The sequence below is a fragment of the Pseudanabaena sp. PCC 9330 genome (assembly GCF_055795045.1).
The window spans coordinates 261,411-276,541 of sequence record NZ_JAYFES010000116.1 but is presented as its reverse complement, the minus strand read 5'-3'; the positions used below and the strand labels follow the sequence as shown (position 1 = coordinate 276,541).

At 61.3% G+C, this 15,131-nt stretch carries 12 protein-coding genes; 7 read left to right on the top strand and 5 right to left on the bottom strand.

Annotated elements, in window-relative coordinates:
- Positions 1-56: 56 nt before the first annotated feature.
- The 6 genes from AC0QKW_RS22065 to AC0QKW_RS22040 all read left to right on the top strand — a co-directional run bounded on the left by AC0QKW_RS22065 (position 57) and on the right by AC0QKW_RS22040 (position 6,491).
- Positions 57-416, top strand: coding sequence for a ferredoxin-thioredoxin reductase catalytic domain-containing protein (locus tag AC0QKW_RS22065; protein WP_473153256.1), 360 nt, complete (start codon positions 57-59; stop codon positions 414-416).
- A gap of 71 nt (positions 417-487) precedes the next feature.
- Positions 488-1,927 (top strand): Fe-S cluster assembly protein SufB, encoded by a 1,440-nt coding sequence (gene sufB / locus AC0QKW_RS22060; RefSeq protein WP_473153255.1) that lies wholly within the window; start codon positions 488-490, stop codon positions 1,925-1,927.
- Positions 1,928-2,090: 163 nt separating this feature from the next.
- Positions 2,091-2,879: a Fe-S cluster assembly ATPase SufC gene (gene sufC, locus AC0QKW_RS22055; RefSeq protein ID WP_473153254.1), complete on the top strand. Its 789-nt coding sequence runs from the start codon at positions 2,091-2,093 to the stop codon at positions 2,877-2,879.
- Complete coding sequence (gene sufD / locus AC0QKW_RS22050) at positions 2,879-4,204, top strand: Fe-S cluster assembly protein SufD (RefSeq protein ID WP_473153253.1); 1,326 nt, start codon at positions 2,879-2,881, stop codon at positions 4,202-4,204. Before sufC ends, sufD begins: the two co-directional genes overlap by 1 nt.
- A gap of 136 nt (positions 4,205-4,340) precedes the next feature.
- Positions 4,341-5,612 (top strand): SufS family cysteine desulfurase, encoded by a 1,272-nt coding sequence (locus AC0QKW_RS22045; RefSeq protein WP_473153252.1) that lies wholly within the window; start codon positions 4,341-4,343, stop codon positions 5,610-5,612.
- A 180-nt stretch (positions 5,613-5,792) separates the two neighbouring features.
- Positions 5,793-6,491, top strand: coding sequence for an SIMPL domain-containing protein (locus AC0QKW_RS22040; protein ID WP_473153290.1), 699 nt, complete (start codon positions 5,793-5,795; stop codon positions 6,489-6,491).
- Between the two features lie 12 nt (positions 6,492-6,503).
- On the opposite strand, the gene AC0QKW_RS22035 is transcribed toward AC0QKW_RS22040, so the two are convergent.
- Positions 6,504-8,471 (bottom strand): DUF3685 domain-containing protein, encoded by a 1,968-nt coding sequence (locus AC0QKW_RS22035; RefSeq protein WP_473153251.1) that lies wholly within the window; start codon positions 8,469-8,471, stop codon positions 6,504-6,506.
- Positions 8,468-10,279 (bottom strand): hypothetical protein, encoded by a 1,812-nt coding sequence (locus AC0QKW_RS22030; RefSeq protein WP_473153250.1) that lies wholly within the window; start codon positions 10,277-10,279, stop codon positions 8,468-8,470. Before AC0QKW_RS22030 ends, AC0QKW_RS22035 begins: the two co-directional genes overlap by 4 nt.
- Before the next feature lie 221 nt (positions 10,280-10,500).
- Between AC0QKW_RS22030 and AC0QKW_RS22025 the strand changes: the two genes are divergently transcribed.
- Positions 10,501-11,319, top strand: coding sequence for a pentapeptide repeat-containing protein (locus AC0QKW_RS22025; RefSeq protein WP_473153249.1), 819 nt, complete (start codon positions 10,501-10,503; stop codon positions 11,317-11,319).
- 56 nt (positions 11,320-11,375) lie between these two features.
- Here the strand turns inward: AC0QKW_RS22025 and AC0QKW_RS22020 are convergent, their stop codons facing one another.
- The 3 genes from AC0QKW_RS22020 to AC0QKW_RS22010 all read right to left on the bottom strand — a co-directional run bounded on the left by AC0QKW_RS22020 (position 11,376) and on the right by AC0QKW_RS22010 (position 15,074).
- The gene (locus tag AC0QKW_RS22020; RefSeq protein WP_473153248.1) at positions 11,376-12,716 is read right to left on the bottom strand and encodes a sensor histidine kinase; all 1,341 of its coding nucleotides are present in this window, start codon (positions 12,714-12,716) and stop codon (positions 11,376-11,378) included.
- A 103-nt stretch (positions 12,717-12,819) separates the two neighbouring features.
- Positions 12,820-13,830 (bottom strand): thiamine-phosphate kinase, encoded by a 1,011-nt coding sequence (thiL, locus tag AC0QKW_RS22015; RefSeq protein ID WP_473153247.1) that lies wholly within the window; start codon positions 13,828-13,830, stop codon positions 12,820-12,822.
- Positions 13,831-13,940: 110 nt separating this feature from the next.
- Positions 13,941-15,074 (bottom strand): peptidylprolyl isomerase, encoded by a 1,134-nt coding sequence (locus AC0QKW_RS22010; RefSeq protein WP_473153246.1) that lies wholly within the window; start codon positions 15,072-15,074, stop codon positions 13,941-13,943.
- Between the last annotated feature and the right edge of the window lie 57 nt (positions 15,075-15,131).

Here is a 15,131-nt window from a genome sequence, read left to right as displayed (position 1 = left end):
AACGTAAGTGTTGCTTAATTGTATAAAATTATTGGGCTGTGTAGCTATACCCCTCAATGACTGATACCCAAACCAACCAGGCCACCGACAAAAACCTAGAGCTAATGCGTAGCTTCGCCCAAAGCTATGCCAAGCGCACCGGCACCTACTTCTGCTCTGACCCAGGCGTAACGGCGGTGGTGCTAGAGGGTCTCGCCAAGCACAAAGACGATTTCGGCTCGCCCCTGTGCCCCTGTCGGCACTACGAAGACAAAGAGGCCGAGGTCAAAGCCATCTACTGGAACTGCCCCTGCATCCCCATGCAGGAACGCAAAGAATGCCACTGCATGCTCTTCCTCACCCCCGACAATCCCTTCGCCGGCCAAGAACAAGACATTTCCTTCGAGACCATTCGCGCCGAAACCGACAAGTTCTAGGGTTTCCCAGCCCCTGGCCAGAGACATCCTTCCGGTTCCCCATACCCCTTAGCCCGTTCTAGAGTCGCCTCATGAGTGCTTCTGTTCAAACCCTCGTCAGCCAGCCCTACAAGTACGGCTTCACCACCGATATCGAGGCCGACACCATTCCCCGCGGCCTCAGCGAAGACGTGGTGCGGATGATCTCGGCCAAAAAGAATGAGCCAGCCTTCATGCTGGAGTTTCGGCTGAAGGCCTACCGCAAGTGGCTGACGATGAAAGAGCCCACCTGGCCCAACGTTAAGTATCCGCCCATCGACTACCAAAACATCGTCTACTACTCGGCCCCCAAGACCCAGCCCAAAAAGCTCGGCAGCCTGGATGAGGTCGACCCAACGATGCTCGAAACCTTTGAGAAGCTGGGCATTCCCCTCTCGGAGCAAAAGCGGCTGGCCAATGTGGCGGTCGATGCGATTTTTGACAGCGTTTCGGTGGCCACCACCTTTAAAGAAAAGCTGGCCGAGTCGGGCGTCATCTTCTGCTCCATCTCCGAGGCGCTGCAAGAGCACCCCGACCTGGTAGAGAAATACCTGGGTACGGTGATTCCCATTGGCGACAACTACTTCGCGGCGCTAAACTCGGCGGTGTTTAGCGATGGGTCGTTTGTGTATATTCCCAAAGACACCCAGTGTCCGATGGATCTGTCCACTTACTTCCGCATCAACAACGGCGACTCGGGCCAGTTTGAGCGCACGCTGATTGTGGCGGAGTCGGGCAGCTCGGTGACCTATCTTGAGGGCTGTACCGCGCCGATGTATGACAGCAACCAGCTCCATGCGGCGATCGTCGAACTGGTGGCCATGGATGACGCCAGCATCAACTACTCCACCGTGCAAAACTGGTACGCGGGCGACGAAAACGGCAAAGGCGGCATCTATAACTTCGTCACCAAGCGCGGCCTCTGCGCCGGCAAAAACTCCAAAATCTCCTGGACTCAAGTAGAAACCGGCTCGGCCATCACCTGGAAGTACCCCAGCTGCGTGCTGGTGGGCGACAACTCCGTGGGCGAGTTCTATTCGGTGGCGCTGACCAACCATATGCAGCAGGCCGACACCGGCACCAAGATGGTGCATGTGGGCAAAAACACCCGCAGCACAATCATCTCTAAGGGTATCTCGGCGGCGAATTCTAAGAACAGCTATCGAGGGTTGGTGAAGATCGGGCCAAAAGCCACCGGGGCGCGCAACTACTCCCAGTGCGATTCGATGCTGATTGGCGATACCTCTAGCGCCAACACGTTCCCCTACATTCAGGTGCAGAACAGCACCGCCCAGGTGGAGCACGAGGCCTCGACCTCGAAGATTGGGGAAGACCAGCTGTTCTACTTTGCCCAGCGGGGAATTTCGCCGGAGGATGCGGTGTCGATGATCATCAGCGGGTTCTGCCGCGATGTGTTTAACAAGCTGCCCATGGAGTTTGCCGCCGAGGCGGACAAACTGCTGGCCCTGAAGCTCGAAAACACCGTGGGGTAGAGCCCCGTAGGGTGCATTCGCGCTAGCAATGCACCGCACAAGGATTGTGGCGGGGATGGTGCATTGCTTCGCGAATGCACCCTACAAACCCTCGGTTATAGATAGAACTTTATTCAACGAGCAGGAGCATGGTGGGCGGTGCTCACCCTACGGGAAAGGAACCATGATTAACGACAACAGCGAAATTATTCTCTCGGTGCGCGACCTCCGCGCTACCGTAGACGGCACCGAAATTCTCAAGGGCCTCAACCTGGAGGTGCGGGCGGGCGAAATTCACGCCATCATGGGCCTGAATGGGTCGGGCAAGAGCACCTTCTCGAAGGTGCTGGCGGGCCACCCCGACTACGAGGTGACTGCCGGGGAGATTCACTTCAAGGGGCAGGATGTTCTAGAGCTGGAACCCCACGATCGCGCCACATCCGGCATTTTCCTGGCCTTCCAGTACCCGCTGGAGATTCCTGGGGTGAGCAACCGCGACTTTTTGCGGGTGGCGTACAATGCCCACCGCAAAGCGCGCGGGGAGGACGAAATCGACGTATTCGACTTCGACGACCTGATCGAGGAAAAGCTCGATGTGGTGAAGATGGACGCGGCGTTTTTGGATCGCAGCGTCAACGAGGGCTTCTCGGGCGGCGAGAAAAAGCGCAACGAAATTTTGCAGATGGCCCTGCTGGAGCCTGTCCTGGCGATTTTGGATGAAACCGATTCTGGCCTGGATATTGACGCGCTGAAAACCGTGGCGGGCGGAGTCAACCAGCTCAGCACCCCTGACAACGCCGTGGTGTTAATTACCCATTACCAGCGGCTGCTCGACTACATCGTGCCCGACTTTGTGCATGTGATGGCCGATGGCCGCATTATCACCACGGGCGGCAAAGACTTGGCGAAGCAGCTAGAGTCGCGCGGCTACGAGTGGGTGCTGGAAGAATTTCGCACCGGGGTGACGGCATAATGGCGAACTCCGTATCTGAGGTGAGTGTGTTGGCCACGGCTGACCAGCGGGATGCCTACCTGAAGGGGCTGGTGCAGCGGGTGGCGGCGACGGTACCAGGAGATTTGGGGCTGGGGGAGATCCGCGATCGCGCCCGCTCCTTCCTCAATGAGCAAACCTTTCCCTCGACCCGCCAAGAAGACTGGCGCTTCACCGACCTATCGCCCATGCTGTCCGTAGATTTTGCGGCGGCGAGGGAGCCCAACGCCGCTGAAGCCAACGTTGCCGCCCTGCGCCTGCCGGAAACCGCTGGTGCCCAAATTGTGGTGGTCAACGGACGGGTCAGCGTCGAGTTGTCCAGTCTGGAGAGCTTGCCGGAGGGGGCCAAAGTGGGTTCTCTTCGCGCCCATCCCGAACTTCAGGCTCAGTTGGCAGATCGATTGGCCCAGGCCAGCGGCAGCCATGAGGTCTTCACCGCTCTTAACACTGTCGGCTTTCAGGATGTGGTGGTGGTCTGGCTGCCCCGCAACCTAGTGATTAAACTGCCGATTCAGGTGATCTATGTCGCTCAGGCCGGGGAAAATCCCCAAATGGCCCAGCCCCGTTGCCTGGTAGTGGCCGAGTCGGGCAGCGCCGTCACCCTGATTGAAGATTTCTGGGGCGAATCTACCGCCGACCAATTCACCAACGCCGTCTCCGAACTCTGGCTTGATACCAACGCCCAAATCACCCACAGCCGCATCCAGCGAGAGGGTGCAGGCACCTTTCACATTGGCAAAACCGTGGTCACCCAGGCCCGCGACAGCCAGTACATCGGCACCGCCGTAGATTTTGGTGCCAGGCTGGCCCGCCACCACTGGGAGATCTATCAAACCGGCGAACAAACCACCACTAAGCTCTATGGCTTGGCGGCCATCACAGCCACCCAGCACGCCGATACCCACAGCCTGGTGGCCCTCAGCCATCCCCACGGCACTGTCGAGCAGGAACACAAAGCCATTGTCGATGGCCGCTCCCACAGCGTGTTTAACGGGCGGGTGGCCGTGGCCCAAAAAGCCCAGCTCACTAACGCCAGCCAGCTCAACCGCAACCTACTGCTCTCTGACCAAGCGCGGGTAGACACCAAGCCCCAGCTCGAAATTGTCGCCGACAATGTCAAGTGCGCCCACGGGGCCACCGTCAGCCAGCTTCAGGCCGACGAGATTTTCTACCTGCAAAGTCGCGGCATCAGCGCCGCTGCCGCCCAACGGCTGCTGATCTATGGCTTTGCTATGGAGATTTTAGAGAGAATAGAGGTGGAGACGCTGCGATCGCGCCTTGCCCAAACCATTACCCAATGGACCTAGGCATCCAAATCCCCTCCTGGGAAGGGTAGGGGTGGGTTAGCCCAGCCCCCGAGACCCACCCCGCCCTCCGGGCACCCCTCCCAGGATGAGAAGAGGGTATCCCCCACCCATCCACCCCACCACCCACCACCCCGCCATGACCGTCGCCCAAGCCCTCACTCTCGCCGCCAAGGTTCGTGCCGACTTCCCGATCCTCCATCAGGAAATAAACGGTCACCCGTTGGTGTACCTCGACAACGCTGCCACGTCGCAAAAACCCCAGGCGGTGATTGACGCCCTGAGCCACTATTACCAGAGCGATAACGCCAATGTGCACCGGGGGGTACATGCCCTGAGTTCGCGCGCGACCGATGCCTACGAGGGGGCGCGCGACAAGGTTGCGGCTTTTGTGAAGGCCACCAGCCGCGACGAGATTGTCTTTACCCGCAACGCCAGCGAGGCAATCAACCTGGTGGCCTACGCCTGGGGCATGACCACCCTGAAGGCGGGCGACGAGATCATTCTCTCGGTGATGGAGCACCATAGCAATCTCGTGCCCTGGCAGCTGGTAGCCCAGCGCACTGGGGCGGTGCTCAAGTTTGTTGAGCTGAGCGCCAATCAAGCCTTTGACCTCGATCAATACCGCGAGCTGGTAAACGAGAAGACCCGGCTGGTGGCGGTGAACCACGTTTCCAACACCCTGGGCTGCGTCAACCCAGTTGCAGACATTATTGAAATTGCCCGCGCCCACGGGGCTAAAGTGCTGATCGACGGCTGCCAGAGTGCACCCCACATGGCGTTAGACCTGCCAGCAATGGGCTGTGACTGGTTTGTGGCCTCGGGGCACAAGATGTGTGCGCCCACGGGCATTGGCTTCCTCTACGGCAAGCTAGAGGTGCTGGAAGCGATGCCCCCGTTTTTGGGCGGCGGCGAGATGATTGCCGACGTGTTCTTAGATCATTCCACCTACGCAGAGCTGCCCCACAAGTTTGAGGCGGGGACGCCTGCCATTGCCGAGGCGATCGCCCTGGGGGCAGCGGTAGACTATCTTTCTGCCATTGGCATGGACACCATCGCCGCCTACGAGCACGAGCTGACCGCCTACCTCTACCAGCAAATACAGACCATTCCCGAAGTCACCCTCTACGGCCCTGCGCCCCAGGCCGACGGCGACGGACGGGCGGCCCTGGCGACTTTTACCGTCGAAGGCGTTCACCCCCAAGATCTTTCAACCCTTCTCGATCAGTCGGGGATTGCCATTCGGTCGGGGCACCACTGTACCCAGCCGCTGCACCGCATTTTAGGGGTTGACTCGACCGCGCGGGCCAGCCTGTACTTTTACAACACCAAGACTGAAATTGACCTGTTCATCGCTGCGCTTAAAGACACCATCGAGTTCTTTAAGGGTGTGTTTGAAGACGACGACTAGTGAGTCACGAGGGTAATCGCTAACCCAGCATTGGCCCCAAACTTTTCTGTATCGAAATTGGTAACCGACGCACCGGGCCCTAGCGATCGTGGCAGAGTGAATGGGTAATTCCATTCATACGGTGTGAGGCCCATGCAACTAAAACGCTATGCTCCTAGACGGTTTACAGCGGCGGCGCTGATGTCGGCAGCCCTGGCATCGGGGTTGAGCTTTGCCCCCGTGTGGATGCCCCCCGCGATCGCCCAGGAGGCTGTGATGAGAACTCTGACGGTAACGGGCCAAGGCCAGGAGTCTGTGCCCACCACTAAAACCCAGGTCGACCTGGGGGTCGATGTTCAGGGCACCGACCCTGCCGCCGTGCAGCGGGAGGTGGCCCAACGCACATCAGCAGTGGTTGAGCTGCTGCGATCGCGCCAGGTCGAAAAGCTCGAAACCACCGGCATTCAGCTCAGCCCCCGCTACAACTATGAGAACGGGCGGTCGGAAGTGATTGGCTACAGCGGCAGCAACACTGTTAGCTTTCGCATGCCCACTGAGAGCGTCGGCACCCTGCTCGATGACGCAGTCAATGCCGGGGCCAACCAAATTCGCGGCATTAGCTTTGTGGCTGACGATGCGGCCCTCGAAGCAGCCCGCCAGCGCGCCCTAGCCAAAGCCGTAGAAGACGCTCAGGCCCAGTCCAATGCGGTATTGGGTAGCCTCAATCTGCGATCGCAAGAGATCGTCAGCATTCAGATCAACGGGGCCGCGCCACCCACGCCGGTGCCCATGGCCCGCATGGCCGCCGACAGCATTGCCGAAGGCTACGCCGCCAATACCCCCGTGGTGGGGGGTGAGCAAACAGTGCAGGCCCAGGTGACCTTGCAAGTTCGCTACTAGAACACTTGGGGGCTAGAATTCTTGGCGATCGCCGTCGTCATGGTTGTCGCGGCGGTAGCGCGGGTCTCGCCAGGCCCCGCCCACGCCGCGCAAAATGCCTCGGCCAATCAGCCCAATGCCGCGCCCGATCACGTCGGTCAGCACGTAGACAAGGCCGCTGCCCACCAGCGATACGGCTGATCGAAACCGGGGGGCGATCGCGTCGCGGGCTTCTACCGTCAGCGTGACCACCCGCTGTAGGCCCGACAGTTGCTCTAGCTCCTCTCGACGAGGCGCATAGATCAGCTGCGATTGAATGCCCCGCTCAGTAAAGCCCAGCAGGCGGTACTGGCTTTCAAAAATGGCCTTGGGCTCGTTGATCAAGCCATCCCAACGGTAGCGCCAGGAGAGGTCGTTGCGAAAGCGCTCAATGTCGCGGCTGGTCATCATGCGGCGGTGGTAGAGGGTTTTCTTCAGCAGCTCCACATCGGCAAAGTTGTTGAGCACCGGCTGCACCACCGCATTGGCCAGCTGAATCAGCAGATGCTCTAGCAACTCCTGGCTGCGATCGATGGCCTCGGGCGCAGCGGCCTCGTAGATGCCGCCATCGACCACCACCGACTCGTTGTAGAGCAGATGCCCGAGCAGCATGGGCACCAGGGGAATGCGATCGAGCATGGCAGCCTGCACCACCGGAGCCTCGGCCAGCAGGGTGGGCACCACCGGCTGCTCAACGCTATTGACCTGGAGCGTGTAGTAGCGGCCAAAGAAATCGGTTACCACCGCTTCCCATAGGTCTCGCAGCACCAGGGGGCTTTTCTCCCCTAGCTGGCCGGGGGGTACCTCAGCCTGGCGCAGGCTATCCAGGGCGTCTTCAAACTTGCGCAGCGTGAGGTAGAACAGCTCTCGCTTTTTGTCGTTGCGCAGAATGTCGGTCTCTAGGGGCATGCCGCTGGTGTTGTCGAGCAACCCTTGGCATTTATTAAACACCTGCTCAAAGACCCGTGTGGCCAGGTCACTCTGGCCATAGGCCAGGCGGTCTGAGGTCGCCACCGTCAGCGCCTCTGGCACAACTCCCCGCAGGACGTTCCCATAAGCTGGGGGCGTGCGGTCTCCACCTCGCCCGGCCATCAACCGGTCTGGAGCCAACTCTTCTCCTCTGGCCCAGCGGCGATCGCCCGGCGGTGGAGCCATCGGCGGCACCCGGTCAGCCCGGTCTGGGGTGGCCAGCAGTTGGCGCACCAGCCAGCGAGCAGCTTTGAGTTCGCGGTAGCGCCCGGCCAACACCGCCTCTGAGAGCAGAGACCCCCGTCCCCGCCGCTGCTCGGCTTCGATCTGAGCCATCACCGCTTCGATCTGCTGCACCGCCGATAGCCGCATGCCCAGGCGCAGACGGGTTAGACCGCTGGGCCTAGGCTGCGAGGCCGTCGGCCTTTCCCTAAATACCGGTGGAGAGGAACGGCGATCGCCGGTGGCTGGGGCTACACCCGTTACTGGTTCTAGAGTGGAGACCCTCGGTCTGGCCAGCTGCTGAATCAGGCGATGGAGATCGCCCACGGCCATACTGCGAGAGCCAAAACCATCTGCCCCCAGCTGGCGGACGGCGGTGGCTAGCACGGGTTCGGTTTGGGCACTGAGCACGAGTATAGGCAGGGCAGGGTAGCGGGCTTTGAGGTCGGCGCAAAGGCGCAGTCCTGGCAGTTGGTCGGGCTGCCCGGCCCCCAGCCCCAGATCGAGGATGATCAGGTCGAGGGCCGGGGGCGGGACATCGGCTTGAGCCATCCAGGCGTCGGCCCAGGTGGGGGCGGGCTGCGGTGCCCAGGTCGAGTCTGAGCCGGGAGTCGCCGGGGTAAGGCTGGTTAAAATCGCCAGGGTATCTTCGGCGTCGCTGGCCTCGGCCACCACCTGGTAGCCGGCGGTTTGCTCTAGCCAAATCTTGAGACCCAGACGAAACACGGGGTCTTCATCCACCAGCATCAGTCGGAGGGGAGGCGCTGTCATTCTGCTGCTGGGTCTGAACTGGAGGAGCCGCCGGGGGTGGGGCGACCTTCGGCCTCCCAGATTGACCAGATATAGGCTCGCTCAGCCTTCCACAGGGCGATCGCCGTCTGAGCTTCCCCCGACAGCGCCCGCCCAGGGGCAATCTGGCTGGCCAGATTGATTGCCGCAGAGAGACTGCCAGCGTAGGCCAGGTTTTTCGCCTTGTCGAGGATGGGCTTATCTTCTTCGATTTGGATGGCCGCCGTCCAATCTTGCACCAGCCCCTGGGCACGGCTGTGGAGAGCTCGACTGGGCTCAATCTTTAAGGCTTCGGTGATCGCGGCGCGCAGATCGCCCTGCTCCGCCAGGGCCACCGCCGCATCGAGAATGGGTCGGTCTTCGATCACCTGAATCTCTTGCTGCCACTCGGCAACTAGGGTTTGGGCCTCCACCCGGAGGGAGCGCCCTAGCTCGATCTCACCCGCTTTGGCGATCGCCGCCTCTAGGGCGGCAATGGTGCCCGGTCGGGCCAGACTGCGGGCCTGGGCCAAGATCGGTCGGTCTTCGATGCGCTGAATGTTGGCCTGCCACTGGGCCACCAGGGTTTGGCCCTGGATGCGTCGAGGGCGGCCAATCTCAACCCGCTGGGCCTGATGCATGGCCCATTCGTAGGTGCGGCGCTGTCCTAGCCTGGCTACCATATCGCTAAATTTGAGCTGTCTCAGATCGCTGAGCTGCGCTTTCCACTCCTCCTGGGAGGATAGATCGGCGGCGGCGTAGGGACTGTTTGCTGGGAGCTGATTGAGGGCGCTGGTGGCGGCCATCAGGGCAAACATTTGATCGTAGCGGGGCGCTAGCCCATCGCCGACGGGCTCGGCCTGACGGGCCAGCTTTTGGGCGTGGCTGAGATGCAGCAACTCTTGAGCGGCCCCGGCCAGGTGCGGGCTGGGGGGCACGACGCTGGCTAACTCTAGGGCCCCATCGCGATCGCCCACCTGCCAGCGCTGGAGCGCCACATCCAAAATCGTTTTGCTCCAGTTGTCCACATCGGTTTCAGCCGCTGGCCACACCTGGCTGCGCAGATCGATCGACCGGGCCAGCACCACCGCCTGATAGAGATTGTCGATGGTGTTGGTCTTGGCCAGTTCACGGGCCTGCAAGAGCTGATCCCAGGCCTGGCGTTCGACCATAAACTGCTGCTGCCAGTAGGTATAGCGGGTCGACAGCCAGTAGTCGCTCTTGAGAGCTTTGAAGGCTTGCAAATGCTCCCTGGCCAAATCCCAGTCGCTGGCAGCCAGGGCAGTCTTCAGCTTTGCCTCGATCGCTCGGCCCTGTTCCCAGTCTTGCCGCCACTCAAAAATAACCGCCTGAGCTGGCTGGCGCAGGGGCGTATTGAGCGGAATCTCTCCCGCCAGCTTGACCGCATCTTCCAGCTTGCCCGCCTGAGCCCAGCGGTTGGCCAGCACCAAGATCTGCTCCGAGGCATCTTTTAAGATTTCCTGGGAGTCGTCGTAGTTGGCCTGGGTTTTGGGCCAGTTGGCGGTCAGCAGCACCGACTGCACCAGATTGTTGGGCTCGCCCGTACGCGCCTGGGCCTGGGCACAGTAGAGCAGATCGCTGGCGGAGTGAAAGGGGGTGATCTGGTCGCAGTCGGGCAGCGGTGGAATGCGGGTCAGCCACATCAGCGCCCAGCCGCAGAATATGCCCGACCCGGTCAGCAGCAGCACCCAAAGGGTGAGCCAAACCCATTCCCACGGTTTGACCTGGCGCACTGGGCCGGGCTGCTGCCGCCGAGACCGAAAGAATGACGATGCCGAAGAAGATGCCATGGGGTCAAACTGCCGAAAGCAAAGGGATAGACTGGGCGGAGGCCGGGCATCGATGCTGCCTCAAACCGGGGTCATCCTGGGGAGCAATGCGCTGCCACATTGTAGAAGCATTCCACCGACTTGAAAGGTCTAAACTGAGTTTTTTTTAGCCTGGCCCCAGACCGATTGCATGAATTGCCCCGCCGCTGGGCTAGAGTCTACATAGAGCAAGACTGATCACGATGGCCAATCGCAATCTCAGCCGGGAAAAACCGCCGCTGCCTCGCACCCTAGGGTCAGCCCTGAGGGCAGTTTTCTTGCGGGCAGGTGGTGCCATCGCTCTAATTAGCCTGGCCGGTCTGCCGGGCGGGGCCAACACCCTAGTCAGACAGCTTTTGATCAGCCATAGCTGCATTGCTTGCGACCTCAGCGGCGCAGTGCTGGTCGGAGCCAACCTAGACAACGCCAGCCTGACCGGGGCCAACCTGGACGGGGCTAACCTCAGCCAGGCCCGCCTCCCCCAGGCCCAGATGGCCGATGTCAATTTGAGCGGGGCCAATCTCAGTGAGGCGGTGCTCAACGGGGCCAACCTCAGCGGGGCCAATCTGAGCGAGGCCAACCTCAGCGGGGCGGTGCTCACGGGCAGTCAGTTGGTGGGGGTCAGCGCCGCCAACAGCAATCTCGAGCGGGTGGAGGCTCGCAACAGCAACTGGGTCAACAGCGATCTCAGCGGCAGCCGCCTCGACCAAGCGGTGTTTAACCAGGCCAGCCTATCGCGCAGCACCCTGACCAACACCACCCTGACCAATAGCCAGTTTTACCGAGCCGATCTGATTGGCACTGATCTCAGCGGGGCCGACTTCAGTGGGGCCGACCTGCGCCAGGCGCTCCTGCGCGATGCCACGGTCGCGCAGGCTGACTTTTCCAACGCCGATCTGCTGGGGGCTAACTTGGCCCGTACCGACTTCAGCACCGCCCGGTTTTGCAACACGCGCATGGCCGACGGCAGCATTAACAACCAGCACTGTGACGAGGGCGCTACCGGCGAATCAGAGCGCTAGAGGGGCAGATAGGCCGGTGTACCCCTCTAACGCTCGACTCGGGGGGCTGGGGATATTCAGCTGGGGCGGTCATAGGGCAGTTCGTGGAGCGACAGCAGCCGTTCTAGTTTAGGAATCGTCAGGGGCAGACTCAGGGTGTAGATCTCGCCATAGTCGCCCTGCCTACTCCTGCGCTCAAGCTCGTCTGCGAGGAAGCACGGGCCTCGGGCGTCATCCCAAAGAATGGCGACATTGATGGGCTGAGACAGGGTGGGGGGGGTGAGCTGTTGTAGCTGTAAGGGCAGGGTGGGGTTACGGGCTTCGCGATCGCCCACCACCAGCAAATCAGGCCGCAGATGGGCCGGGTGCTGCCGCAGCTGATTGTGCACCTCAGCCCAGCCCTGGTAGCTGTCGGCCTGCCAACCACAGGCTCTGACGTAGGCGATTAGCGGCTGATGCGGCCCGAGGTCACTATCGACCAGCAGCAGCCGCTGCTCCCTCCGGCTAGACCCCGTTGAGCGGGTTGGGCCAGGGCCAGACGGGCGAGCGAGCGCCTCGGGCAAAGGCAGGTAGAGAGAGAACCGACTGCCGCGATCGATCGCCGACTCCACCTGTAGGTAGCCGCCGTGGAGCTGGGCCAGCTGCCGCGTCAGAGCTAGCCCCAGCCCGGTGCCCTCGTACTGGCGGTTAAGGTCGCGATCGATCTGGGTAAAGGGCTGAAAAATTTGCTCCAGCTGATCTTGGGCAATGCCAATGCCGGTATCGTTAACCCGAAACTCAATCAGCCCATCGCGGCGCTCCACAGTCAGAGTAATCTGGCCCTGGGGAGTGAACTTGATGGCGTTGGATAGCAGGTTGAGCAGCATCTGACGTAGGCGGCGCTCATCGGCCCTGCAGGTGAGCAGGTCGGGGGCGATGTGGATGGTCAGGGCAATAGCCTTCTCGTCGGCGCGAGGCTGCACCATAGCCAGGCAGGAGTGACAGAGCTCCGGCAGCGACACCTCAGCCAGCCGGAGCTGCTCTTGGCCTGCTTCCACCTTGGAGAGGTCAAGAATATCGCTGATGATCGCCAGCAGATGCTCGCCGCTGCTGGCGATGTAGTTAAGGTATTCGGCCTGTTTGTCGTTGAGCGGGCCAACCACCTGGCGAGACAGCAGCGCTGACAGACCCAAAATTGAGTTGAGCGGGGTGCGCAGCTCATGGCTAATCATGGCCAAAAAGCGGCTTTTGGCCTGGCTGGCCGTCTCCGCTGCCCGGCGCTGGGCCTCTAGGGCATGAGCTTGCTGAGCCTGCCGAGCCACCTGGGTAAAACATTCTTGGCGCTGGGCCTCGCGCTCTGCCAGCACCTGCTTGAGCTGCTCAAAGGCAGCTTCATCGCGGCAAAAGGGCCGTAAATCGTCCAGATTTTGCAGGGTCATGGGCAGTTGCTTAGCCAGGTATCGGGCTTAGGGTTCCCGTTACATGCTGGTCAGCCATGGGTTGTAATAGACCGACACTAACCGACACTATATTTGGCCAACGCTAGGCAAAATGCTGAAAGCCCTGGCTAAAGGTAAGCACGGCGGGTCGGCTGCGATCGCCCCCCTTGAGTTCTACCGCTGACCCCTTGGTGGTTTCTCCCACGATCGCGCAACCGGCCCCAAGGCTTGCTTTCAGCGCCTCGGCGATCGCCCAGGGCAGGCACAGCACCAGCTCAAAGTCTTCGCCGCCGTAGAGGCCCCAGCTCATCGCCTGGCTCTCGCCCACCCAGGCGGTTAGGGCATCGTCGATGGGCAAGTGGGCTTGGTTCAGCGTGGCTCCAACACCGCTGGCCTGGCAGAGGTGCAGCACGGCGTTGGCCAACCCATCGCTAGAGTCCATGGCGGCGATCGCAGTCGACTCCCAGTCTGTCCCCAGAATCTCATCTAGAGCGGCGATCGCATCAAAGCGTGGGCGGGGCCGCTGGTGGGCCGCAATCCAGCGATCGCGATCGGCCTGGGCGACCCCTGCACCGGCCTCAGGGTGCAGCAGAAGCTCTAACCCCGCCCGCGATCGCCCGTGGTAGCCGGTGACTACAATCGCTTGCCCCGGCTGGGCTCCCCGCCGGTATAGCACCCGCTGGGGCACCACGCTGCCCAGGGCCGTAATCGCCACGCTGACGGTCTGGGCTCGGCAGAGGTCGCCCCCCAGCACCACCCCGCCCCAGGCGCTCAGGCAGTCGGCCATCCCCTGGTAGAGGCCCTCGACCCAAGCCATCGGCGTAGACCCTGGCAGGCTCAGCCCCACGGTAATGCCCTCTGGGCTGGCCCCCATGGCCGCTAGATCTGACAGGTTGGCGGCCACGGCCCGCCAGCCCACGTCGGCGGGGGCAGTGGTGCGATCGCTAAAATGCACCCCATCCACCAGCACATCGGTGGTGACCACCAGTTGGCGACCAGGGGGCAGGGTCACCACCGCCCCGTCATCGCCCACCACATCCCCTGGGCAGTAGCGAAACAGCCGCTGCAGCAGCCCTAGTTCTCCGAGGTCAGCAATGGTTTGCGGCTCTGTCACAGCGGGTCTAAATCTTCGCCAAAGGAGTAGAGAGAAGTTTTGAGTTTTGAAGGTTGAGTTCAAGACTTGCAGCCGGAATTCACCCCTAAAAACTCAACCTTCAAAACTGCTTAACCCGGCTGCACCAGGTTATCAGCGCCTGAAACCACCCGAATCGACTCAATGCGATCGCCCGCCGTCAGTTTCTCCAGCAGTTCTTTGTTCTCGACTACATAGCCAAACACGGCGTAGCGCCCGTCGAGCAAGTTGAGCCCCGCCGGGGTCATCTCTGGCTCAAACAAAAAGAAGAAAAACTGCGACGACCCGCCATTGGTGTCGGTGTTGGGTCGGGCCATGCCCAGGGTGCCAAAGGCCGAAAAGGGCAGCACTGGCGCATCGAGAAAACGACCAATCTCTTCGAGGGTGGTGCCGTAGACCGGCTCTTCGTCGCCCTTGACCAAAATCTCTAGGGGAATCGCCCGATATTCCTTAGTTTTGGGATCGATAAAGCCGTCGGCGGGGCCAGCGGGGTCACCGGTTTGCAGCACGTAGTTGTCTTCGGCGCGGGTAAACTCTAGGCCATCGTAGAAGCCCCGCTGTACTAGATCGATAAAGTTGCCGCCCGTGACCGGGGCGCTGTAGCCGTCGATCACAGCCTTTAGGCTGCCCTTGGCGGTAGTCATCTCTACCGTGGCGCGGCCCTTGAGCTGGGGCAGGTGGCTATACTCCTCTGGCACCTCAAAGGGGAAGCCCGATACCATCAGCTCTTCGATGCGGCTAACGTCGTCGAGCATGGCAGCGCGCTTGAGCCAGACGGTTTCGCGATCGCGCAGCTCTACCGCCTCTTTTAAAGGAATTAGCTGAGCCTGCATATCGTCGAGGTAGCTGATCGCCGCCGCCCGCTTGCCGTCGGGCACCGCCCCCAGCATGGCCTCGCGGCTGCGGGTCAAAGCCCGCTCTACCTTGGCCAGGTCTTTGCTAATTGGCCCCCAGCGCTTGCTGCGCAGCCACTCTGACAGTCCCTCTAGGGTCTGCTGCACAGCGCGAATGTCGGGGTTGTCGATGGGCAGCGAGTAGCGCAGCAGGGCGCGGCCCTCGGTGATGGCGTTGCCCGGCGGCAGGTAGGCCACCAGTGAGCCAGCCGGAAGCGCCAGGGCTGGGGCCAGGGTGGTCAGCCACAGACCCACGGCTACCATTACCCCACAGCCTAGCTGCAACCACCGCTCTGTCAGCGACGTCCAACCCATCGTCAGCCCTTTCTTCATCACAATTTTTCCTTGGCCATAGATCGACAGTCTTTAAATGATGTCCACAAGTCCCCG